19 protein-coding genes and 1 riboswitch are annotated in these 22,559 nt (G+C 46.5%); of the genes, 13 read left to right on the top strand and 6 right to left on the bottom strand.

The window, feature by feature from the left end:
• Positions 1–45: 45 nt before the first annotated feature.
• The gene (locus AM506_RS06950) at positions 46–948 is read right to left on the bottom strand and encodes a LysR family transcriptional regulator (RefSeq protein WP_060671762.1); all 903 of its coding nucleotides are present in this window, start codon (positions 946–948) and stop codon (positions 46–48) included.
• A 119-nt stretch (positions 949–1,067) separates the two neighbouring features.
• Between AM506_RS06950 and AM506_RS06955 the strand changes: the two genes are divergently transcribed.
• Positions 1,068–3,065, top strand: coding sequence for a YhgE/Pip domain-containing protein (locus AM506_RS06955; protein ID WP_060671763.1), 1,998 nt, complete (start codon positions 1,068–1,070; stop codon positions 3,063–3,065).
• Between the two features lie 47 nt (positions 3,066–3,112).
• On the opposite strand, the gene AM506_RS06960 is transcribed toward AM506_RS06955, so the two are convergent.
• On the bottom strand, positions 3,113–3,817 hold the full coding sequence (locus AM506_RS06960) for a DUF1836 domain-containing protein (protein WP_060671764.1): 705 nt from the start codon (positions 3,815–3,817) through the stop codon (positions 3,113–3,115).
• 157 nt (positions 3,818–3,974) lie between these two features.
• On the opposite strand from AM506_RS06960, the gene htpX reads away from it, so the two are divergent.
• From htpX to rlmD, 3 genes are all read left to right on the top strand, one after another.
• On the top strand, positions 3,975–4,856 hold the full coding sequence (htpX, locus tag AM506_RS06965; protein WP_060671765.1) for a protease HtpX: 882 nt from the start codon (positions 3,975–3,977) through the stop codon (positions 4,854–4,856).
• Positions 4,857–4,998: 142 nt separating this feature from the next.
• Positions 4,999–6,165, top strand: a complete 1,167-nt coding sequence (locus AM506_RS06970) for an N-acetylmuramoyl-L-alanine amidase family protein (RefSeq protein ID WP_060671766.1) — start codon at positions 4,999–5,001, stop codon at positions 6,163–6,165.
• 159 nt (positions 6,166–6,324) lie between these two features.
• Positions 6,325–7,689: a 23S rRNA (uracil(1939)-C(5))-methyltransferase RlmD gene (rlmD, locus tag AM506_RS06975; RefSeq protein WP_440480346.1), complete on the top strand. Its 1,365-nt coding sequence runs from the start codon at positions 6,325–6,327 to the stop codon at positions 7,687–7,689.
• Between the two features lie 142 nt (positions 7,690–7,831).
• Here rlmD and AM506_RS06980 read toward each other — a convergent pair whose 3' ends face one another.
• Genes AM506_RS06980 through AM506_RS06990 form a run of 3 tightly spaced genes read right to left on the bottom strand, consistent with a single transcriptional unit; the run spans position 7,832 to position 10,226 of the window.
• Positions 7,832–8,425: a hypothetical protein gene (locus AM506_RS06980; protein ID WP_060671768.1), complete on the bottom strand. Its 594-nt coding sequence runs from the start codon at positions 8,423–8,425 to the stop codon at positions 7,832–7,834.
• A complete protein-coding gene (locus AM506_RS06985) occupies positions 8,422–9,447 on the bottom strand; it encodes a hypothetical protein (RefSeq protein WP_060671769.1) in 1,026 nt (341 codons plus the stop codon). The genes AM506_RS06980 and AM506_RS06985 overlap by 4 nt, the downstream gene beginning before the upstream one ends.
• A complete protein-coding gene (locus AM506_RS06990; protein WP_152968543.1) occupies positions 9,444–10,226 on the bottom strand; it encodes an ABC transporter permease subunit in 783 nt (260 codons plus the stop codon). The genes AM506_RS06985 and AM506_RS06990 overlap by 4 nt, the downstream gene beginning before the upstream one ends.
• 282 nt (positions 10,227–10,508) lie before the next feature.
• Between AM506_RS06990 and AM506_RS06995 the strand changes: the two genes are divergently transcribed.
• The 7 genes from AM506_RS06995 to AM506_RS07025 all read left to right on the top strand — a co-directional run bounded on the left by AM506_RS06995 (position 10,509) and on the right by AM506_RS07025 (position 18,998).
• Entirely contained in the window at positions 10,509–11,903 is a 1,395-nt protein-coding gene (locus AM506_RS06995; RefSeq protein WP_060671771.1) for an amino acid permease, read from the top strand.
• Between the two features lie 111 nt (positions 11,904–12,014).
• Positions 12,015–13,460 (top strand): protein adenylyltransferase SelO, encoded by a 1,446-nt coding sequence (locus tag AM506_RS07000; protein ID WP_060671772.1) that lies wholly within the window; start codon positions 12,015–12,017, stop codon positions 13,458–13,460.
• Positions 13,461–13,512: 52 nt separating this feature from the next.
• On the top strand, positions 13,513–14,547 hold the full coding sequence (locus AM506_RS07005; protein ID WP_060671773.1) for a zinc-binding dehydrogenase: 1,035 nt from the start codon (positions 13,513–13,515) through the stop codon (positions 14,545–14,547).
• 181 nt (positions 14,548–14,728) lie between these two features.
• A complete protein-coding gene (locus AM506_RS07010; RefSeq protein WP_060671774.1) occupies positions 14,729–15,301 on the top strand; it encodes a cysteine hydrolase family protein in 573 nt (190 codons plus the stop codon).
• 147 nt (positions 15,302–15,448) lie between these two features.
• Positions 15,449–16,078, top strand: a complete 630-nt coding sequence (locus AM506_RS07015) for a TetR/AcrR family transcriptional regulator (protein WP_060671775.1) — start codon at positions 15,449–15,451, stop codon at positions 16,076–16,078.
• 2 nt (positions 16,079–16,080) lie between these two features.
• Complete coding sequence (locus AM506_RS07020) at positions 16,081–16,782, top strand: ABC transporter ATP-binding protein (RefSeq protein ID WP_060671776.1); 702 nt, start codon at positions 16,081–16,083, stop codon at positions 16,780–16,782.
• Positions 16,782–18,998 (top strand): ABC transporter permease, encoded by a 2,217-nt coding sequence (locus tag AM506_RS07025; protein ID WP_060671777.1) that lies wholly within the window; start codon positions 16,782–16,784, stop codon positions 18,996–18,998. Before AM506_RS07020 ends, AM506_RS07025 begins: the two co-directional genes overlap by 1 nt.
• A 64-nt stretch (positions 18,999–19,062) precedes the next feature.
• On the opposite strand, the gene nei is transcribed toward AM506_RS07025, so the two are convergent.
• Positions 19,063–19,887 (bottom strand): endonuclease VIII, encoded by an 825-nt coding sequence (gene nei, locus AM506_RS07030; protein ID WP_060671778.1) that lies wholly within the window; start codon positions 19,885–19,887, stop codon positions 19,063–19,065.
• Positions 19,888–20,023: 136 nt separating this feature from the next.
• A riboswitch (SAM riboswitch) is annotated at positions 20,024–20,130 on the top strand.
• Between the two features lie 92 nt (positions 20,131–20,222).
• On the opposite strand from nei, the gene mmuP reads away from it, so the two are divergent.
• A complete protein-coding gene (mmuP, locus tag AM506_RS07035; protein WP_060671862.1) occupies positions 20,223–21,635 on the top strand; it encodes an S-methylmethionine permease in 1,413 nt (470 codons plus the stop codon).
• Complete coding sequence (mmuM, locus tag AM506_RS07040; RefSeq protein WP_060671779.1) at positions 21,604–22,554, top strand: homocysteine S-methyltransferase; 951 nt, start codon at positions 21,604–21,606, stop codon at positions 22,552–22,554. Before mmuP ends, mmuM begins: the two co-directional genes overlap by 32 nt.
• Positions 22,555–22,559: the final 5 nt, after the last annotated feature.

The raw sequence follows: 22,559 nt of genomic DNA on the forward strand, positions 1-22,559 counted from the left end.
CCAATAGGGACGGACCTTCATTTGCAAAAATGAAGGTCCGTCCCTTTATAGTTGATTCAGCTTCTTTCCAATGTGATCGAAGTAGTTGATCATGAAAGGGTGGAACTTGTTGGCGGTTTTGGTGAAGTGTCTTCTTTTGGACCAGCCGAGTCCGATGGTGCGCTCACAGGTTGGTGTTTTGATCCGGATTTTATGAGGGAAGGGCGTCCGGCGGTTCATCCATGAGATGGCGGGGATGAAGGCAATGCCGAGACCTTGCCTGACGAGGTCCCCGATAACGCCCGGTTCATCTCCTTCGAAGGAAATCACGGGTGTGAAGCCCGCCTGCAAACAGATCTCATCTGTCAGGTTCCTGAGGCCGTAGCCTGTGTTCATGCTGATGAACGGTTCATCCTTCACCTCAATCAGATCGATTTCCTCCCTGTCTTCCAACCAGTGACCAGGAGGGACGATGAGGAAGATCTCCTCTGTCATCAACGGCTCCCATACGATCTCTTCATCCTCTTCCAATGGAATGGAAGAAATGCAGTAATCCACTTCACCATTTTTTAACTGCTCTTTCATTTTAGACATCGAGTGTACGAATTGTTGAAAACGGACATGGGGATGTTCCTTCAAGAACGATCCAACCAGTTCAGGAAGTACCCGTGGAATCGTGACGGCCATCCGGATGGTATCTTCCTCGAGGTTCATCGCCTCCATAATCTCTCTTTTTCCTTCGTAGATCTCCATAAATATGCGTTCCACCCGGTTAAGAAACAGTTTACCAAAGCGGTTCAGTTTGATTTGTCGGTGCTGTCTTTCGAATAAGGGAACCCCCAGATCCTCTTCCAAGCGGGCAATCGTTTTGCTGAGAGAGGGTTGGGCAATCCTAAGTTCCTCTGCAGCCTTGGTCATATGTTCCAGCCGGGCGACGGTTTGAAAATAGTGCAGCTGCTGTAATTCCATAAGTATTCATCCTTTCATAGATTGAAAGCTATAGATGTATAACTAATTATGTATTATACATTATCATTATATCCACGTATGATAATTGGATGTAAAAGAATATAAGAAGGAGTTTGTTTATGAAAGGATTTGCACTCATATTTCAAGATTTAAAAGCAATGTTAAGCCATAAGCACAGAAGAATCGCCCTCGGCTTTCTTCTTTTAGTTCCGTTGATTTATTCAGGATTATTTCTGTCAGGTTATTGGAACCCATACGGTAAGCTTGATCAATTACCGGTAGCCGTCGTCAATGAGGACGAGGGAGCGGTGATGGAGGATGAACCGATAGAGGCGGGGAAGGATTTTGTAAGGGAACTGAAAAAGTCAGAAGATCTGAATTTTAAGTTCGTTTCCTCTACTAAAGCCAAAGAAGGTCTTGAAGAAGGAACGTATTATATGATCGTAACGGTCCCTAAAGACTTCTCGAAAAAGGTGAGCTCCTTAATGGATGATCATCCAGAGCCTGCTGAACTTATGTATACGGATAACCCCGGGAAAAACTTCGTAGCCTCCCAGATCAGTTCGAGTGCTACAGAAAAAATGAAGAGCAAGCTGTCTGATAGCATTTCAAAGTCATATGCGGACGGCGTTTTTTCCAAGTTTGAAGAAATGGGTAAGGGGTTAACGAAAGCAAGTGATGGAGCGAGCAAATTGAATAATGGGATTACTGCTGAAAAGGCAGGAATGACCAGTCTTGCAGCCGGGATCAATGGACTCGGAGAAGGATCCCGCGAGCTTCAAGGAGGAAGTGAAAAACTGTCAGACGGTGCCGCTTCCCTTGAAAATGGTCTTCACAAACTGAATTCACGTTCTGCTGAATTAGCCGGCGGAATGAAGAGTCTGTCCCAAGCAGGTGATAACCTGAATTCAAGCTCCGAACAAATGGCTACTCAAACAAAGAAGCTGGCTGACGCAGAGAATGGCCTTGAGCAACAACAATCAGAAGCAAATGTCACGGCTGAGAAACTTGCGAGCGAGCTTCAAACATATCAGGAGTCACATCCAGAGGCGAAAGATGATCCTGAATTTACACGTATAAAAGAGCTTTCAGAACATTTAGCAGCCTCTACATCAGAGGTTGAAAAAGAGCAATCGAACCTTCAACGGCAAACAGAGCAGGTAGCGGATGGGCAGAGTCAGCTCCATGCAGGGCTTTCCCAGTTCTCAGACAAGTTGAACGAGGCATCCGGTGGAGCATCACAACTAGCGTCCGGTACGTCAACGCTTTCTACAGGATTTGCCGACTGGAACCAGGGCTTTACAACCTTGACTGCCGGAATCGGCCGTTTATCAAACGGAAGTGACAAGCTTTCTTCAGGAGCCGGTGCATTAAGTAAGGGAATGACCGATCTTGAATCGGGTTCAGGGGAATTAGCTGACAAACTCGCCGATGCTGCAGAGAAAACGTCAGCGGTTCATTCAACGGAGGAGCTATCGTCCATGTTCTCGGATCCCGTCCTTCTTGTGAAATCCAATGTATCAAAGGTACCGAACTATGGAACCGGAATCGCACCATATTTCTTGTCATTGGCCTTATACGTCGGCGGAATCATGGCAGCGAACATACTGCCTCTTGGCAGGCGCAATGATCTTCGCGTGAACGGGACGACCCATTTCATCAATAAATGGGGATTGGTATTTGCCATCGGATCGATTCAGGCGCTCATCGTCGACGCAGTACTTCTCTTTGGCTTCCATTTAGAAGTCGTCAATACACCGCTGTTCATTCTATCAAGTATCATCGTGTCTTTCACATTCATGACCTTTATCTTCATGCTGATCACCGTATTCGGATTCGTTGGGAAGTTTTTGGCTGTCACATTCCTTGTCCTTCAGCTGGCAACTTGTGGAGGGACGTTCCCTCGAGACTTGAATACACCGATTTTGCGCCTCATCGGGGAGAACTTACCGATGGCTCATTCGTTGAGCAGCTTCCAGGAAGTCATTACATTAGGTGACTTCACGCAGCTTGCGCACCAGCTGTGGATCCTGTTTGCCTACTTGGCTGCGGCCGGCGGTATCGCCTGGTTCACCACCCATATGCAGCATTCGAAAACAGTCGAAGTCGCGGAATGATTATAAAAAATGCCTGTCCCTGATTTATAGGGACAGGCATTTTATTATTAAGCTAAGGCATCCATTACATACTTCTTCGTCACTGCCTGATAAAATCCGGCCTGGACCGTCAAGACGGATACAATCATGACATTAAGGACTTTTGAAAGGTTATCCTCGGCAATCCCGTCAAACGTTTCCAGCATCACTCGGCATTCTTCCTTGATGAAGTCATCAATATGCTCGTTGACTGAACCATCCGCCGTTTTGATGGAAGGGAGGGATCGATGATGGATCTGATCGAAGACTGAGGCATAAGCAAGATATAGATCCGTGGGATTGACGATATCATCTGTGCGGTCCTCGATATTATTGAACACGAGAGTCAGAACCTTACGGATGGATCCGAAATCAAGCGTCGCTTTGAGGTCTTCGACGATGAAAAGCATGGCAGCCTGTTCAGTGGTGTACTTTTTACCGAGTTGGGGTGAACCGATCAATCCCCTTACATCCCGCTTCACCCAGTTCTGGACGGTGCTTTGAGGAAAGTTGGTGAATTCGATCAGATTTCCCAGTGACACGATCTCTTTGAGGGAAAAGCCTACTTCGCCTTTGGCGGGTTTGAGTATTTTTTGAAGTATTGGTGGAAGTTCGTCTTTATGTAAATCCCCCCACACATCGTAAAGTGCTTGGTGTGGGGTCCTGCTTGTAGTGCCGTTCAGAGAGAGCAGCAGGTCGGCCATATTTTTGCGTGTCAGTTTAAACGTTTTCATCGTGATTACCCCGTCTCATTTGCAAATATCTCCTTCTATACTACTGGTTAGGTGGAGGCTCGTCAATTTCACCTTTTGCTTGTATTTTACCGATGAAGGATTTATAATAGTATCAGATACAGGTTCATTTGAACTTGAAATAGGAGTGAGAATCAAGATGGGGAAACGTATATTTTACTTCCTGTTAACGAACGTATTAGTACTACTGACAATTAGTATCATTTTTTCCGTCACAGGAGCGGGGAATTATATCACTGCTTCAGGCGGAATCGATTTAGGGGCACTGCTTGTATTCAGTGCAATCATCGGTTTTTCCGGATCGTTTATTTCTTTAGCGATGTCACGTTGGATGGCGAAGAGGATGATGGGCGTCCAGGTGTTGAATCCGGATGGCGCTTTATCTTCTGAGGAACGTGCCGTAGTCGAGAAGGTCCACCGCTTATCAAGAGCTGCAGGGCTCACGCATATGCCGGAAGTGGGAATCTATCATTCTCCTGAAGTGAATGCCTTCGCAACAGGTCCTTCAAAGAAGCGCTCACTTGTGGCCGTTTCGACTGGATTGCTTCGTGAAATGGATGATGATGCGGTGGAAGGCGTCATCGCCCATGAAGTGGCCCACGTTGCAAACGGGGATATGGTGACGATGACGTTGCTGCAGGGTGTGGTCAACACATTCGTTGTCTTCCTGGCACGGATCGCCGCGTGGATTGCGTCGCGTTTTGCAAGGGAAGAAATGGCACCGATCGTGCATTTCATTGCCGTGATCGTCTTCCAGATCGTTTTCTCGATCTTGGGAAGTCTGGTTGTCTTCGCTTATTCCCGTCATCGTGAGTACCACGCTGACAGAGGTGGAGCGGACCTTGCCGGTAAGGACAAGATGGTTCATGCCCTTCAAATGTTAAAAGCTTACTCAAGCCGCATGAAGAGGGAAGACGACACTGCGATTTCTACGTTGAAGATCAATGGACGACGTAAATCGGCGATGTTTTCGACTCACCCGGACTTGGATGAGCGGATTAGTCGTTTGCAGGCAAAATAATAGATGATGAAAAAGGTGTCTGATCCCGTTAGTGGGGTCAGGCACCTTTTTATGTATTCTCATGACAAGATCAACCTTTTCCCCTCACCGTGACCATTTGTCCAAGCTATGAATATTTTACTAGTAAAGGAGGGAATAAAACATGGCAAAATCTAGTGATTATTTAATAGCATTGGATGATGGTCACGGTCTTGAGACAGTAGGTAAACGGACGCCTTACATTCCGTCGATTGGAAGGCAGATCCGGGAAAATGAGTTCAATGAGAAAGTTACCTTATTTTTAAAATTGGAATTGGAGAGATGTGGATTCCGGACGATGTTAACGGCTCCGACAGATGCAGATACTCCGCTTCAGGCGAGAACGGATATCGCGAATTCCATGGGTGCGGCTGCATTGATTTCCAATCACTATAATGCCTTCGATGGAAAGTTTGACGGCCCCGGGAAGGATGCAGAAGGGCATTCGCTCCATGTATATTTCAATGATGGAATGGACCTGAAACTTGCTGAGAATATTGCAAAGTACTTGAAACAGGGGACGAAGCAAGTGTACCGGGGAATCATTGAGCAGAATCTTCATATGACGAGGGAGTTCAATGGGCCGGCGGTTCTTGTAGAGAATGGCTTCATGGATAATGAGAGGGAAGCGCTGCTCATGATCAACGAGGATTTTCAACGTGAGACGGCAAGGGAGCAGGCCCTGGGAGTATGTGATTACTTCGGGGTGTCTTATGTGGCTGCAGGTAACGGCGGAAACGTCGGGTCCCCTCCCGCTTCCGATGGGGCAAGCAGCGGGGATATTGCCGGCAAACGCGTTGAGAGTATTTACAAAGGAGCGGATGGCCTTGACTTCTACAGCCGGCCGACCTTCGATGATACCTACCGTGCAGGAATCTTGAAGTACGGGGATGGATTTCCGACGATTGTCCGGAAGCTTAAGGTGGAAGGTGCTGATATGTATGAAGTCATGAACTCCAGGGACTATGTGTTTTATGTGACGGCATCACCGAAATATGTGAAGGTGGAAGGAAGCGGACAGCCGGGGGGAACTGCCTCACTTGTTCCATCTTCTGGAGGGCCGGTTGCCATTGGGGAAATCACCATCATGGGAGTCGCGAATGCCGCCCTCATACAAGACCGCCCGGACCGCCTCGCATCAAAAGATCTGGGTACCATCCGAAAAGGACGGACCATCCCCGTCACGGGCTCCGTCAAAGGGAAAAACAGCAGCTCAGGCTATTGGGAAGTCGCCTACAATGGAAGAAGAGCTTATATCACCGGAAAATTCGGACGTTACAAATCCTATTAAACTATTTACACAGGTAAGGAGCCTTACAATCAAGGCTCCTTCTTTGTGCTAACTGCCGCCAGGTCCCTGTTGCATTCCGCCTCCATTTTTAATAAAGTATAGAGTTAGAGAGCAATTTGAAGGAGGACGTAAACATTGTCGAATATCAAACCAGAAACGATGGTTGCCACTATAGAAGAGTTAGATCAAAAGGGTTCCGGCCAGGCTGTGATCTGGCGTGAGAATGAGCTTGGGAATCCGAAAAAGCTGAAGCTGACGATTCCTCAGACGCTGCTAGGGGAAAAGGTGAAAGTGACAGTCGACCAGCCGGAACGAAGAAGACGGAAAGTGATGGCGGATGAAATACTGGAACCGAACCCAGAACGCATTTCTCCACCTTGCCCGCATTTTGACCGATGCGGAGGTTGTGTGTGGCAGCATTGGGACTATGAAGGTCAGTTGAAGCACAAGACGGATCACGTGAAGGAAGCTCTGAAGGAACAGGGGTTTGATCCCGCACTTGTCCGTAACACGATGGGTATGGACAACCCTTGGCGTTACCGGAATAAAATGGAGTTTACCTTCTCACCGGAGGGAGCCCTCGGCTTGCATGAACAGGGGAATTTCAGAAAGATCATTTCTCTTGAAACGTGCCTGATCGCAAGTGAGGAAATGGTGGAAGCGACGATGGAAGTCGCTGATTGGGTGAAGGATCATCATTTACAAGGGTATGACAAAGACAAGCATGAAGGATTACTGCGCCACTTAATGGTCCGCCAATCGTTTGCGACAGGCGAATTGATGCTTGCCTTGTTCGCAACGGAAGCACCTGATTCTCATCCGGAGGCCGTTCGGGACCTGGTCAAGCGTGTCGGCGAGAAATTCCCTCACGTGAAAAGCTTATTATGGCTGGAAAACACGGCATGGGCAGACCGTACTCAGGCGGAGGAGATCCATCTGTTGGACGGGCGTGATTTCATCTATGACGAAATGGACGGCTACCGTTTCCGTCTTTGGTTTGACACGTTCTTCCAGACGAATCCTACCCAGGCACAGAAGCTCGTGGACCTGGCGATTGAAATGAGCCAGCCGAAAGAAACGGAAAAGATGATCGACCTTTTCTGTGGGGTAGGGACGTTTTCCCTTCCATTCGCAAGCCGGGTGGGTGAGCTTGCAGGTATTGAAATCGTGGAAAGCTCCATCGAATCGGCGAAACGGAATGCCGATGATAACGGGATCTCAAATACTACATTCCTTGCGAAGGATGCGAGGAAGGGAATCGATCAGATGCTTGAAACGTTCGGCCATCCGCAGCTGTTGATGCTGGATCCTCCGCGGTCCGGTGCAGGAGGTAAGGTAATGAGAAGGATCGGACGCGCGAAACCGGAGCGGATCGTGTACGTTTCATGCAACCCGGATACATTCGCGACGGATATCAAGGAGCTTGAGCCATTCGGCTACACCCTTGATGCCGTTCAACCTGTTGACCTGTTCCCCCATACAGTGCACGTGGAATGTGTCGCGACACTGACATTGAACTCATAAAAGGAACCAAACCGGTTCCCTTCGAAGAAATCCCTGACGCTATAATCAGCGTCAGGGATTTTTCAATGCTGAGAGGGACGGACCTCCCATTCATGCTTCAACCAAGCATTTTAGTCATGTATAGAGGTCCGTCCCTCATTCGTCACTTTAGTGCCCTTGATTTGTTCGGAATGTTGGTGAGGTTCCATTTGGCACCGTCCCCTTTTGGATCTGTGATACTGACGATCGGGGCGACTTTGATCATCCCGGAGAGCGTGTTGCCATTATACTCGAAATCGAGGTAGCCGATGTTGTGGGCGATGTCCTCTCCCCAGAAGCCGTAGATTTCCTGAATCTTGGATTTTTGGATGGCGGGGTTAAAGAGAACCTCCAGTTTGTAGCGGGATTGCGGATTGACCCGGTCCACTTTGATTTGAAAATTCCCTTTATCGTCCACCGCCCCGGTGCTTTCCGTGACATATTCATCGGTTTCTTCTCCCTGCCAGTTGATGACCCTGGCGTAGGATTCCATTTCACCATAATCTTTAAGGCCGGCAAATAGGATGCTGTCCTCTGGAAGATTGGATTTCCCTTCCACGATTAGTTCTTTTCCTTGAAGGGAGACGGTCCCGCTCATTTCAATCCTGACCCCGGATGGAGCTTCTTGTCTTTGAGGGAGTTCCGTTGCCATTTCAACCCTGCATCCGGTCAGTACGATGAGAATGGGAAAGAGGATCAATAATAGTTGATTTCTCAATGCGATTCCTCCCTTGAGCGGTTTGTAAACGTGAATGGATCATCAAACATGGATGAAGGTGGAGTCTGTTTGGAAATGGGCTTTGCCTCGCCGACAGGGAGGTTATCTTCAAGGAGAACCTCTTTTAAGAATCTGGTCACTTCATTGATGCAAAAGATGGAGATCGCAAAAAATAGTAGTGGGGTAAGCACCAGCCATGTATGCAGAAAGACCATCTGAATATTGATGCTCATCGTCGCCGCCCATTCATTTGTATAAGAGAAGTATTCAGGTATGTGCTCCATGATTCCGAACTCCGCTATCTTCAACCCTCCCAAACAGATATGCAGAACCCCAAGTTGAATGAGAAGGTAAAGGGTCTGTGATATTTGCTCTGAAAACATGACAAGGGCATGACGGCTGAAATGTGGACGCAGGTGCCGCTTGATTATATAGTATTTCGATGCCCCGATTTGTCTCGATACACTAACGAAATCATTCTTTAAATACTCCTTCATTTCTTCCCCCATATACAAGCCAAGAGAAGGGATCACGATGATGGCGATCACGAAAACCTCAATGACCAGAAACCGGAATGAAAACATGGCCTCTGCTTCAAAGGCAAGCTGCAGGGGAGTGAGGAGAACGAAAGCAATGATCGCAAGGGGGATAAAGTTGAATGTATCCCCGATTCCCTTAATCATCTGCCTGGCCCAATCAGGGAGAAAAGCATACACAATCCCGAACGCGAACCCACCGGCCATGCGGAGGAGTGCGATGATCATAGCCGACAGCAAGGTATATTTCGCACCGGACAATAGTAAATAAAATAAATTCCGTCCGAGTTTGTCACTTCCGAGGGGCTTCATTTCCTCCATCGTATAAGGGGGATCTGCGATGATCTTCCCTGCATCATCCTTTAAATAAGGGGGACCCGGTTCCAGTAGCTCCGGATAGACGGCGGGCACGATGAAGCTTGCTGAGACCAGAACCAGAAGAAAACCTAAAGGCAGCCAGAAGCGTGGTGATGTAAGCACTCTCATGAACTGACCTCCTCTCCCGATAACCATTTCTTTAGAAAAACGGCTCCCAAAGTAAAAATAAGAAAAAACGGTATGTAAATCATCAGCATCCCGACGAAAAATGCACTTGGCGTATTCCTTGAAACATCGAGAAGTACATTCATAAATCCGTTGATATTAAAAAGGATTTCGATGATCAACAGATTTGAAAGCATCAAAAGAAAAATCGGTTTAATATGGAAATAAAAGTGAAGCCATACATTTTGAAATAAGTGAACCCATATTGTATAGGCTTTTGAGAACCCCTTAGAATACGAGTACTCCACGTAAGGCTTCTCTTCTTCTTCCCGAAGCTGAAATATGAAATGTTTTGTTAAAAACGCAATCGGCATTATGCTAAGACAAATTATTGGAAGCAGATAAATTTTTTCATCGCCGAGAGTATAAATGTCAAATAGCAAAATATCCGTTTTCTTGAAAAACCAGATGATAAACAGCTGGATGATCACAATGATCATGACGTCGGGAAGGGAATCCAGTGAGTCGAGTAAACGGAAGCAGATTCGATACACCCTCTTTGGGAGAAACATAAACAAATAGCTCACAAGGGAGGATGTGATGGCAGCCAGGAAAAAAGCCAGAACTAAAAGTGAGAATGAGTAACCGAACAATTGAAAAAATAACGGGTAAAGCGAATAGCTTTTGTAGTCCATAGGATCCCCGACTTTGAAGATGATAGAAGTGGGATGAAGCATTTCACGTCCGATCTCCTGAAGGGTTTGAAGATATTTCCCCAGCATGATGACTAATTCAGTATCGTATGCAAGGAGCGAGCCCGCCCCACTGAAAAGGTATAGACCGATACATGTAAGTAGGAACTGAATTGGTAGACCGACGACCTGGAATCTTTTCAGTAGAAACGCCCCCTTATCTTTTAGCCCAATTATAACGTTTTGTGACAATGATTTCAAAATAATTTAAATTTTTACAATTGTGTTAATCCCACGGGTGTTAGCCGCTTGTATAGTAATCCCATCTGATGAAAAACCTATTGGTATACATACATAGGAAAGGATGGTTGAATGAAAGACGAGCATTTATTGACCCAAACGGTAGCCCATCACCAACAAAAGAAGCAGGAGAAAAGGGAAGGAACGAAGCTCAGCTGGTGGCAGCTTTCCCTGATTGGGATCGGATCCGTCATCGGGGCAGGATTCTTTCTGGGGACAGGGTTATCCATCAAGACGGCCGGACCTTCCATACTCATCGATTACATCATCGCCGGAGTGACGGCATATTTCGTATTTAGTGCCCTGGCGGAAATGATTACGAATGATCCACAAAAGGGGACGTTTCGAATATACGCGAAGAAAGCATTCGGACATTCTTTCGGGTTTGTCTCAGGGTGGATGTACTGGCTATCTGGCATCCTGATCATGTCCAGTGAAATCGTGGCGTTATCGACTTTCACTCAGTTTTGGTTTCCCTATGTCCCGTTATGGATCTTTTCCATTCTTTATGCGGCCCTCGGGTTCGGCATCAATCTTTTGGGGGCGAGCAACTTCGGCAAAATTGAATCGGTTTTTGCCGTGATTAAATTATCCACTTTGCTTATTTTTATTGTGTTCGGTGCTCTCCTGTTATTTCACATTATCACGCCTTCAGAGCTTGCGTCTGCCAAGGATGCAGGCATCTCGCCTTTCATGCCTGAGGGAATCAAAGGAACCTGGGCGGCGCTGATTTTTGTGTTTTTCTCATTCGGGGGAATTGCCGTTCTTGGAATCGCCTCCCATGAATTACGGGACCAGAAAGATGTCCCTAAGGCAGGGAAGGGGACATTGTTTTCATTAGTGACGGTATATGTTCTTTCCTTGTTCTTTGTCATGAGCATGGTGTCCTGGACAAAGATCAACGAGTCAGAAAGCCCATTTGTTACGGCGCTCTCGACTTACCACATTCCGTTCCTTGATTCGATTTTCAATATCATCATTATCAGTGCTGCTTTTTCGACGATGGTAGGGGCTTTATTCTCTATCACGAATGTAATGATATCCTTGGCTGTTGATGGGGATGCGCCTAAGGGATTCGCTGAAAAAAATGACCGGGGAGTGGCGGTGAAGTCCTTGATGATCACAGCGGTCGGGCTTGGGGTATCGATTCTGTTTTCCTTCCTTTTGCCCAATGAAGTGTACGAATACATCACGACCGCCGCCGGAGTCATGCTGATCCTGAACTGGGGCGTCATCCTTGTCTCCCATATAAAGCTGCATCCTTCGTATGACGCATCGAATGGAAAATTTAAGATGTTTGGATACCCCTTTACTTCATATGCAGGGATCGCCCTGATTCTCCTTGCGATTTCAGGTGCTCTGGTCCACGCGAATCAACGAATCGGGTTGTTCATCTCACTGGGGTTGATCCTTATGATTTATCTTTCGTATTGGGGTGTTTTCGGCAGGGGCCATAAAGGACATTAGCGGAAAAGAACGGTATAATGAAAGGGAGATAAAAGGGAAATTCACCAAAAAATCATAGAACAACGTCTATGGTTTTTTGTTTTACTTAATGAAAAGGAGGAGAGGACGACAATGGAAAAGAAAACAGGTTGGAATCTCGACACCAGTTATAGAAGTCTTCCGGCAACATTTTTCACTCTTCAAGATCCGGAACCGGTGCGTGCACCTGAGCTGGTTGTTTTAAATGAGCAGGTTGCTGAATCCCTGGGGCTTGATGCAGAAAAACTTGGAGCGGATGTCCTATCGGGCAATGAAATCCCAAATGGAGCTGATCCCCTTGCTCAAGCATATGCCGGCCATCAGTTCGGACATTTCAATATGCTGGGTGATGGACGCGCTGTCCTGATCGGGGAGCAGATCACTCCGGGGGGAGAACGATTTGATATACAGCTTAAAGGGGGAGGAAGAACCCCTTATTCCCGTGGAGGAGACGGTCGTGCGGGACTCGGTCCCATGCTCCGGGAGCACATCATCAGTGAAGCGATGCACGGACTCGGGATCCCCACGACGAGGAGTCTTGCTGTGGTCACTACAGGAGAACCCATCTACCGGGAAACCGAACAGCGGGGTGCGATCCTGACCAGGGTGGCCGCAAGCCATCTCCGTGTCGGGACGTTCCAGTTCGCTTCAAGATTCGGTGAGGTAGATGATCTTCTTGCTCTTGCTGATTATGCCCTCGAGCGCCATTATCCAGAAGGAATCGATGCTCCGAACCGTTACCTTTTCCTACTGAAGGAAGTCATCAAACGCCAGGCTGCCCTTATCGCTAAGTGGCAGGTGGTCGGTTTCATCCACGGAGTCATGAACACAGATAATATGACGATCAGCGGGGAAACGATTGATTACGGGCCATGTGCCTTCATGGATACATATGACCCGAAAACGGTCTTCAGTTCCATCGATGCACAAGGAAGATATGCATATGGGAATCAGCCGCCGATTGCGGGATGGAATCTCGCACGCTTTGCCGAAAGCCTGCTTCCGATCCTTCATGACGAACAGGAAGAATCTTTGAAACTTGCACAGAATGCGGTACTGGAATTCCCTAAATTGTATGAGAGTCATTGGCTGAATGGCATGAGGGCGAAACTGGGATTATTCAATAGTGAAGAAGGAGATCGTTCCCTTGCTGAAGATCTATTGGTACTGATGAATAAGCATCAGGCAGACTTTACGAATACATTCCGGAGCCTGACACTGGGGCGTGAAGAATCAGACTTGTTCAAGACTCCTGATTATGCGGTTTGGAAAGAACAATGGAAGGAAAGGTTAGGGAGACAGGACGAGACGATGGAAGCTTCCCGACAGCGGATGCGCACGAGCAATCCGTCGGTCATCCCTCGCAACCACAAGGTCGAAGAAGCGCTCAAGGCAGCAGTCGAAGAGGATGATCTCACTATCATGAACGACTTGCTTGCAGTTCTGAAAGATCCGTACGCTTACTCTTCAGACCAGGAAGAGTATTGCGCACCTCCAAGTCCGTCTAACCGTCCGTATCGTACCTATTGTGGAACGTAAAGAAGCGGGTTTTCGGCAACTCTAGAACCAAAATGGAAAGGTGGAACGAAACATGAAGGCTGTTCAAGTTACAGGGTATGGAGATGTCGACATGCTCGAAGTAGTGGATATTGTAATTCCGCCCCCAAAAAAGGGAGAGGTCCTTGTCAAAGTGAAAGCGTGTGCCATCAACAATACAGAAATCTGGATGAGAGAAGGCGCCTATGGAACAGAAGAAAAGTCAGGCTGGCGTCCTGAAGGTGTCCAGTTCCCACGGGTTCCCGGATCGGATATCACCGGTGAAATAGTAGAAGTGGGTGCCGATGTTTCTGAAACCCTAGTGGGGAAATCTGTTGTTCTTTTCCCATTCACTTCAAGCGGCACGGAAGGTAGCGAACATATATCAGATGATATGTCATTCATCGGTTCCGAATATGACGGCGGATATGCAGAATACGTCGCATGGCCTGCAGAACTCTGTTATGACATGCCTCTCTCCACGTATGAAGAAAGTGCCGTGTTTTCCGTCAGCGGTTTGACGGCATGGCATATGGTGGAACAGATCCAGGCTCAGCCTTCGGAAACGATTGTCGTCACCGGTGCCAATGGCGGTGTGGGATCATTGAATGTTCAAATTGCCTCCAAAGTATTTGGATCAAAGGTCATTGCCATAGTGGGTGATTTGGCTTTAGAAGAGAAGATGAAAGAACTCGGGGCCACACACGTCTTGTCCTATAGGTCGGCGAACCTTGCCGAGGAAATCGTTGAAGTAAATGGAGGTCCTGTCGATTCGGTGTTGGATGTAGTAGGGGATGCACTGTTTGAAACATCCCTTGAAGTCTTGAAAAAAGGCGGCAAGTTTTGCATATCCGGATCCGCCGGTGGTCAGAAAACTCAACTCGATTTCAGAACCCTCTATTTAAAACATATCACGTTCTATGGTTCGGTCTTAGGGACAAGAGAAGAGTTCAAACGTATGCTTGGTGCGATCTCCGAAGGGAAAATCAAGCCGGTCATTGACCGGACGTTTTCACTGGAACAGGCGGGTGAAGCACAAACCTATTTTAAACATTCAGGAAAACTGGGGAAGATCGTCTTACTTCCCTGATATATATGCAATAAGCTCGGAGTCATATGTGATTCCGAGCTTTTTTGCTGAATAAAAGGATTGAACGGGGGATAAGCCGAACTATACACATATAGACTTAAAAGGGGGCGGTTCATGATGAAAAAGATTACCGAACGACATCCATTTAAAAGAGGACTAAAATCGTAAAGGGGTTTTGTATGTGAAGCAGGCATTACTTGTCATTGATGTGCAACAGGAACTAGTGGAAGGAAACGAGAAAGAGCAGGCGGTTTTTCAAAAAGAAAAACTGATCGAGACCATCAACAGCGTGATCACGCAAGCAAAGGAAGCGGATGCCCACATCGTCTTCATCAGGGATAAAGACGTCGCTGGCGGTACCGGTGAAGGATTCGAGGTGCATCGAGGCATTGAGATTCCGGAGAATGCAGAGGTGTTTGATAAGCTCGCCACCAACTCGTTTTACGGGACGCCGTTACTCTCATTCTTAAAAGAAAAAGAGGTGGGGCATCTCGTGATTGCGGGCTGTCAGACAGAGTACTGCATCGATACGGCTGTCCGCTATGCGACGGTGAGCGGTTTCGATGTGACCCTGGTGGCTGATGGGCATTCCACCAAGGATTCTCAAGCCTTGAAAGCTGAGCAAATCATCGCCCATCATAATGCCGCACTGAGAGGTCATTACAATGTGGATCATTTCTCGGATGTGAGGCCATCCAATGAGGAACTGTTCCAGCCAAAGCATGATGAGTATCGAAAGGAATATGGAATGTAGAAAGAGCGGGCCCATTTCATTTGATGAAGTGGGCTTTTATTATTCCCTAGACAGGCTGTGTTTGACAATCAATATTCTTCCAGTTAAAATATGAATGTATTCATAAATGAACGTATTCATATTTTTGTATTCAAAGGAGCAATGAACATGGCAGGACTACGTGAAGATAAGAAACGGCAAACGCAGCTGAACATCATGGAATCAGCGAAAAACATCTTCTCTCAAAAGGGATTCGAAACGGCTTCCATGGTTGAAATAGCGAAGGATGCCGGGGTGGGTACCGGGACCATCTACAATTATTTCCCTTCTAAGGGAGCTTTGCTGCTGCGGATCTTCACTGAAGAAGCGGAGGAAATGAAAGAAGCACTGCAAGACCCTTTTTCCTCACAAGAGAGTGGGGATCTCGTAGAAAGTGTGATTGGGGCCATGCAGGGTTTTGCAGAGTTTTTTCAGCATTATCCGAAAGCATTTTGGCGGGAGTTGTTTCATGTGATGACGGGGGAAGTGGAAGAGAGCATCCGTCTTAGACAGGGGTTATTAGGAATCGATGAAGAGATGATGAAATGGGTCATGTATATGATTGAGAGCCATTCAGATTGCTTTGTCGTCGAGGTTGATCCACAGGAAGCAGCTTATGCCATCTATAGTGCGGCCATGTCCGACACAATGTTGTATATGTATAACGAAGAGATGGATCTCAAAGCATATAAGGAACAACTGGCGAGGCATATCCGATTTTTATTCGAAGGAAAAATGAAGCCTGGAAAGAAGGAATGAACATGAGCATTCTGCGAATAGAAGGAGTTCATAAATCCTATGAGAGTGGCGAAATGATATTTCAAGCCCTGACGGATATACGTGTAAGAGTGGAGAAGGGTGAGATTGTCGTCATTCTCGGTCCATCGGGTTCCGGGAAGTCCACGCTGTTAAATGCGATCGGCGGGATTGATGTGGTTGATTCCGGAAGTATTATCGTCAATGAGAAAGATATCACCCAATTGACTGATCGGCATCTTGTGGATTATAGAAGGGAAGACGTAGGCTTTGTCTTTCAAATGTATAATCTGATCCCTAATTTAACGGTCTATGAAAACATCGAATTAACGGGAAATATCAGTCGGGGGGCATTGTCTATTTCAGAGGTGATTGACGCCGTGGGGTTGTCGGGGATGGAGGATCGGTTTCCAAGGGAGTTAAGCGGTGGACAGCAACAGCGCGTTTCGATTGCCAGGGCTGTCGTGAAAGCTCCGAAACTATTATTATGTGACGAACCGACGGGAGCCCTGGATTCCGGGACATCGAAAGAGATTCTGCAGCTGATCGAAAAAGTGAATAAAGAGTTTAACACAACAGTCCTCATCATTACGCATAATCAGGCAATCAAAAGCATGGCGAACCGGGTCATCACACTGAAGGATGGGAAGATAGAGTCCGACTTTGTCAATGAACATCAAACCTCTGCTGAAGGGGTTGAGTGGTGATGCCTCTTCGGAAAAAACTCTTTCGGACCATTATGGAAAAGAAGGCACAGTTTTTCTCTGCGTGGTTTCTGATTGTGATCAGCTCCATTGTGTTTTACGCATTTACCGCAGCCGGAGCGAATCTCATTGAAAACTTAGACCTATTCTTCAAGGAGAATAAGGTGGAAGATGCTCAATTCATTACACAACAGCCTTTGAAAGATATCACAGGGATTGAAAAAAAGAATGGGGCAGAAATTGACGAGAGGTATGTCGCGGATGTTTCATACGGTAAAGATACAACACTCAGGATCTTGGATGCCGCTGAAGATGTCAATCTCCGTTCTGTCGTTGAAGGGGAAAACTTGTCCTCAGAGAGGGATATTTTAGTAGATAAAGGTTTTGCTAAAGCACATGACATTTCAATTGGAAACGAGGTAGAACTGGGAGGGGAAACGTTCCGTGTTACAGGATATATGGCGATCCCCGATTATATCTATCCATTAAAGGATGAATCAAGCTTCCTTAAAAATCCGGATGCTTTCGGTGTCGCGGTCGTGAAACAATCCGTTATCTCAAAGTGGGAAGATCATCAAGTTTATTATAGTGTCCGCTTTGCACATACCTCCCCGGATGAACTGAAGAAAGAAATCAATCAAACGAATCAGATTATCAAATGGACGGATAAAAAAGATAATAATCGCATCTCCTTCATCAAAGGGGATATTGCGGGCGTCAAAAAGATGGGACAATTTCTTCCGGTAGGCATTTTGTTCATTAGTATGGTGATCATCCTCATATTGCTTTGGCGCTTAATGAAAAGGGAATATGTACAGATTGGTACATTGTATGCCCTTGGCTACAGGAAAAGGGAGATTATCCGTCATTATCTCTCATATGCCGGAATTCTTGCCATCACAGGAAGTGTCGTGGGAACGATTCTTGGCTGGCTATTCCTGCACCCATTGTTATCAACATTTGCGGCGTATTATAATCTGCCCGTTTTAGAAGTGAAACCACATGTGGGATACTTACTTACAAGCTTATTATTACCACTTGTTCTCTTTACCCCATTAACTTACTATCTGGTTCAACGCGTCTTGAAGATTCCACCCGTAAGTTTAATAAAAGGCGGGGAAAGAAAAGTGAAAGTGAACAGGCTGGAGCGGTTATTTAGGCTGAAGAAGCTGCCGTTCCAAAGGAAGTTTGTGATCAGGGAAATCATGAGAAACCTTCCGAGGCTACTCTTTTTGATCATCGGTGTGATGTTTGCCACATTATTATTGTTGTTCGGATTCGTCACGAAGAACTCGATGGAGTATTTGGTGACCGATAATTTTCAGCAAGTTTACGACCATGAGTATAGTTATCTATTCAATGCTCCGCAGACCGCCGAGCCTGAATCGGGACAGGTCGGAGCTGTGGCCCCTTTTACCACAGAGAAGGAGAGCGTGACGATCACTGGTCTTAAGCCGGATAATACGTCCATTCGATTAAAGGACTCAAGCGGGGAAAAGCTCAGGTTCAATTCAGTCATCATGAATAAATCACTCTCAGATAAACTGGGGATTGGAGAAGGGGATTCGATTCGTGTGAGAAATGAATTGACGGATAAATCCTTTACTCTAACCGTTGATCACATCGCAGAATCGTATCTTGGAAATATGATCTATATGCCGCTGGATGAATTCAACCAATTAAACGACTATCCTAAAGGGAGTTATACGGAGATTTATTCAAACAAAGAACTCACATTACCGAAAGAAAAGATCGTGTCGACAACTAAATCATCAGAAACAATTGACGGATTCCAGGAAATGATAAAACCGTTGAACTATGGAGTGGCGGCGATTGCCTTTGTTGCCGCCATCATTGCGGTGATCATCATCTATATTTTGATTTCTTTATTAATTGAGGAAAATTCATTTAAAATTTCACTCATGAAGGTTATCGGTTATCGGGAAAGAACGATTATGAATATGATGATCGGTTACAATATCTGGTTTATCATCCTTGGATATGTGATAGGCATCCCGGTGACGCTTCTGTCGATTTCAGCCTTTATGAATTCGATCACCGCAGAGATGAATGTGACGATTCCCGTCATGCTGGATTGGAAGAGTGTCCTGATCAGCTTCGTCATCATTCTTGCATCGTATTATATATCCCTGTGGCTGAATCATCGGAAGTTGAAAGGGATTTCCATGAAAGAAGCGATTAACCGGAGTACGGAATAGAAATGTGGTACGTTAATTGATAATAGGGTACGTGGCATGAAGATTGCCACGTATCCTTTATCTATCATTCAATTCTTTGACAAACTGGACAATAATACAGCCTTCTTGACGCTGCCACCGTCTTCTCGATTTCACTTCCACAGATGAAGCAAGACGCACCTCCCCTGTTAAAGACCCAGTGACGATAATGGGAACGATTTACTCCTTGGTCTTTCATTTTCTGAGCAAGGTCGGGATCATTTGTGATACCTCCAGTTTCATACGACTGCTGTACTAAATTCATGACCGCATGAGCTGCTTTGTCTAATTGATCCTCTGTACAGTCGACGGGCCTGAGAGAAGGGTGTGTACGGGCAACAAACATGATTTCAGATCGCAAATAATTACCGATTCCGGCAATAAAACCTTGATCAAGCAATAAAATCGACCATTTGCGCTTTCGGAATCGTTTGTCCTTCATCCGCTCCGCCAGCTCATTTACGGATACCTCTTCGCTTAAAAGGTCTGGCCCGACTTTTGAGATGAAGGGATGTGATGGCACTTCTCCATCACGAAGAACCTCGATATCCGACGCACTATAGAGAAGGGCTGATTTTTTCTCGTTATGAAGGGCCAATCGGAGCTGGCGGTTTGTTTTCGGGTAATGATATAAGTTTCTGATATACCATTTTCCGTAAAGTTGATTGTGGGAGTAGATGGTGTATCCATTGTCAAAGCGGATGAGCATGGCCTTTCCTTTCGTATCGACTCTTATCACGATAGCCCCCTTCAAGAGATCTTCGTAGTCTTCTAAATGAGGGAAGGCAAAATAAACATCTTCCACTGTTCTATTTATAAGAGCACGCTCAACATTATCGGCTGCTCTTCTGATTTCGGGACCTTCTGGCATGGCAGTTTCTCCTTTTTTACTATAGTTGTTCCCTTTTTACTCCTTCATGTAACCATTGAATGGGCTGGGCAGCTTATCCGTTTCAGGTCTTGACATTATTTCGATATATTGATAAAGTTTAAAAAATTAAAATATTTTCTTATCCAGAGAGGTGGAGGGACTGGCCCTTTGAAGCCTCAGCAACAGGTCTGTTAAGATACTGTGCTAATTCCAGCGGGTGTTTCAAACCCTGATAGATAGGAGCAATCTTTTATTTGTCGGTGACGCACTCGTTCAGGGTGCGTTTTTTGTTTGTTCACCCATTCCTCAATAAATGTAGAAGGAAGGGTGCTTGTATGGAGAACACAGGACATAGTTTCAAAAGAAAGATGAAGACTCGGCATTTAGTGATGCTGTCTCTTGGAGGCGTGATCGGGACCGGGCTTTTCTTGAGTTCGGGGTATACGATCCATCAGGCGGGCCCATTTGGGACGATCCTTGCTTATTTGGTAGGGGCGCTGGTTGTTTATTCTGTGATGCTTTGTTTAGGCGAACTTTCTGTCCATATGCCGGAGACCGGATCCTTTCATAGTTATGCGGCAAAATTCATTGGTCCAGGGACCGGTTATACGGTAGGTTGGTTATATTGGCTGACATGGACAGTGGCATTGGGGTCGGAGTTCACGGCGGCCGGCTTGATGATGCAGCGCTGGTTCCCTTCAATTAGTGTATGGATTTGGAGCGCGGTCTTTGCTGCGTTGATATTTGGACTTAATGCTTTGTCAGTGCGTTTTTTTGCTGAATCTGAATTTTGGTTTTCTTTAATAAAAGTGATTGCGATTGTCGCGTTTATTGTGATCGGGGCAGGGGCGATTTTCGGGTTCATCCCCCTCAGTCATTCAGAGCCCGTTCCGTTTTTCTCGAATATCACACATTCAGGGTTGTTTCCGAACGGGGCATTTGCCATCTTGATGACCATGCTAGCCGTCAATTTTGCCTTTTCTGGAACAGAATTAATCGGAGTCGCAGCAGGAGAAACAGAGAATCCATCAAAATCAATTCCTAAAGCTATCCGCACCACGCTTGTGAGATTGATTCTCTTCTATGTAGGGACGATTGTCGTATTATCTGCATTATTGCCTAGCCAGTCAGCCGGTGTATTGGAAAGCCCTTTTGTCGCAGTGCTTGGACGGATTGGAATCCCTTTTGCCGCCGATATCATGAATTTTGTGATCATAACGGCCATTTTATCAGCGGCAAACTCAGGTCTGTATGCTTCTTCCAGAATGCTATGGTCACTGGCAGATAAACAAACGATCTCGCCGGTTTTTGGCAAATTGACTGATCGTGGAGTCCCACTCAATGCGATAGTGTGCAGCATGCTTGGAGGGGGTCTGGCCCTGCTTTCAAGCATCATCGCACCGGGGACGGTCTATATTGTATTGGTTTCGGTCTCAGGACTCGCGGTAGTCATCGTGTGGATGAGCATCAGTGCAGCCCAATTTCTATTTCGTAGACAGTACATAAGGGAAGGAAACGATGTGAAGGACCTCGTTTATCGGACGCCGTTATATCCATTCGTTCCCATTGCGTCATTCCTGCTTTGTCTCGCTTCCTGTATCGGCATTGCCTTTGATCCCACTCAGAGGATCGCCCTCTATTGTGGAATCCCGTTTATCGCCCTTTGCTATGGAAGCTATTATCTAACTCAATACGTGAAGAAAAGAGGAAAAGATTATGCCGAGTCAACTGAAGCTGAATCCCATTGAAGTGATATTACAAACACATTCCCTGATTATTTTGGATGGGGCATTGGCCACAGAGCTGGAGTCACACGGCTGTGATTTGAACGATCCCCTTTGGTCTGCCCGTGTCCTTCTTGAAAATCCGGAAGCGATTGAGAAGGTTCATGCTGAATATTTCCGTGCAGGAGCCGATTGTGCCATCACAGCCAGCTACCAGGCAACGGTGGATGGTTTTCGAAAGCGAGGAATCCAGGAACCCGAAGCGTTGGAATTAATCAAGAAGACGGTTTATCTTGCCAAGCAGGCACGGGATGACTTCTGGGAGGAAGAGAAGGGAAATACGAATAGGCCGAAACCAATCGTCGCCGGTTCTGTAGGACCTTACGGAGCATACCTGGCAGACGGCTCTGAATATGTGGGGAACTATGATGTAAGTGATCAACATTTAGCAGACTTCCATTTTCCGAGAATCGAAGCATTGGTGGAGGCGGGCGCCGATGTGCTGGCATTCGAAACCATCCCCTCCTTACAGGAAGCAAAGGTACTCGCTTCACTTCTGAAAGAATTTCCTGATACGTGCTCCTGGCTGTCTTTTTCATTAAAGGATGGAGAGACGATAAGTGATGGAACGGGGATTGAAGAGTGCGCCCGCGTGTTCAATGATAATGAACAAATCGCTGCGATTGGTGTGAATTGTGCACCGATTCCTGCCGCCAGTGAAGCGGTAAGCGTACTAAGCAGACAAACAGACAAACCAATCATCCTCTACCCGAATTCAGGTGAGACCTACAATGCTGAAACGAAAACGTGGGATGGGGAGGAAGAGCGTTGCCCGTTTGATGAACAATCAGAAATTTGGTACGGGGCTGGTGCCCGTATCATCGGTGGTTGCTGCCGCACGCATCCGGGGGATATTGAGGCGTTGGCGAAGAGGTGGAGGTAGACCAT

It is taken from the genome of Rossellomorea vietnamensis (assembly GCF_001305855.1).
In the GTDB taxonomy this organism is placed as follows: Bacteria; Bacillota; Bacilli; order Bacillales; family Bacillaceae_B; genus Rossellomorea; species Rossellomorea vietnamensis_A.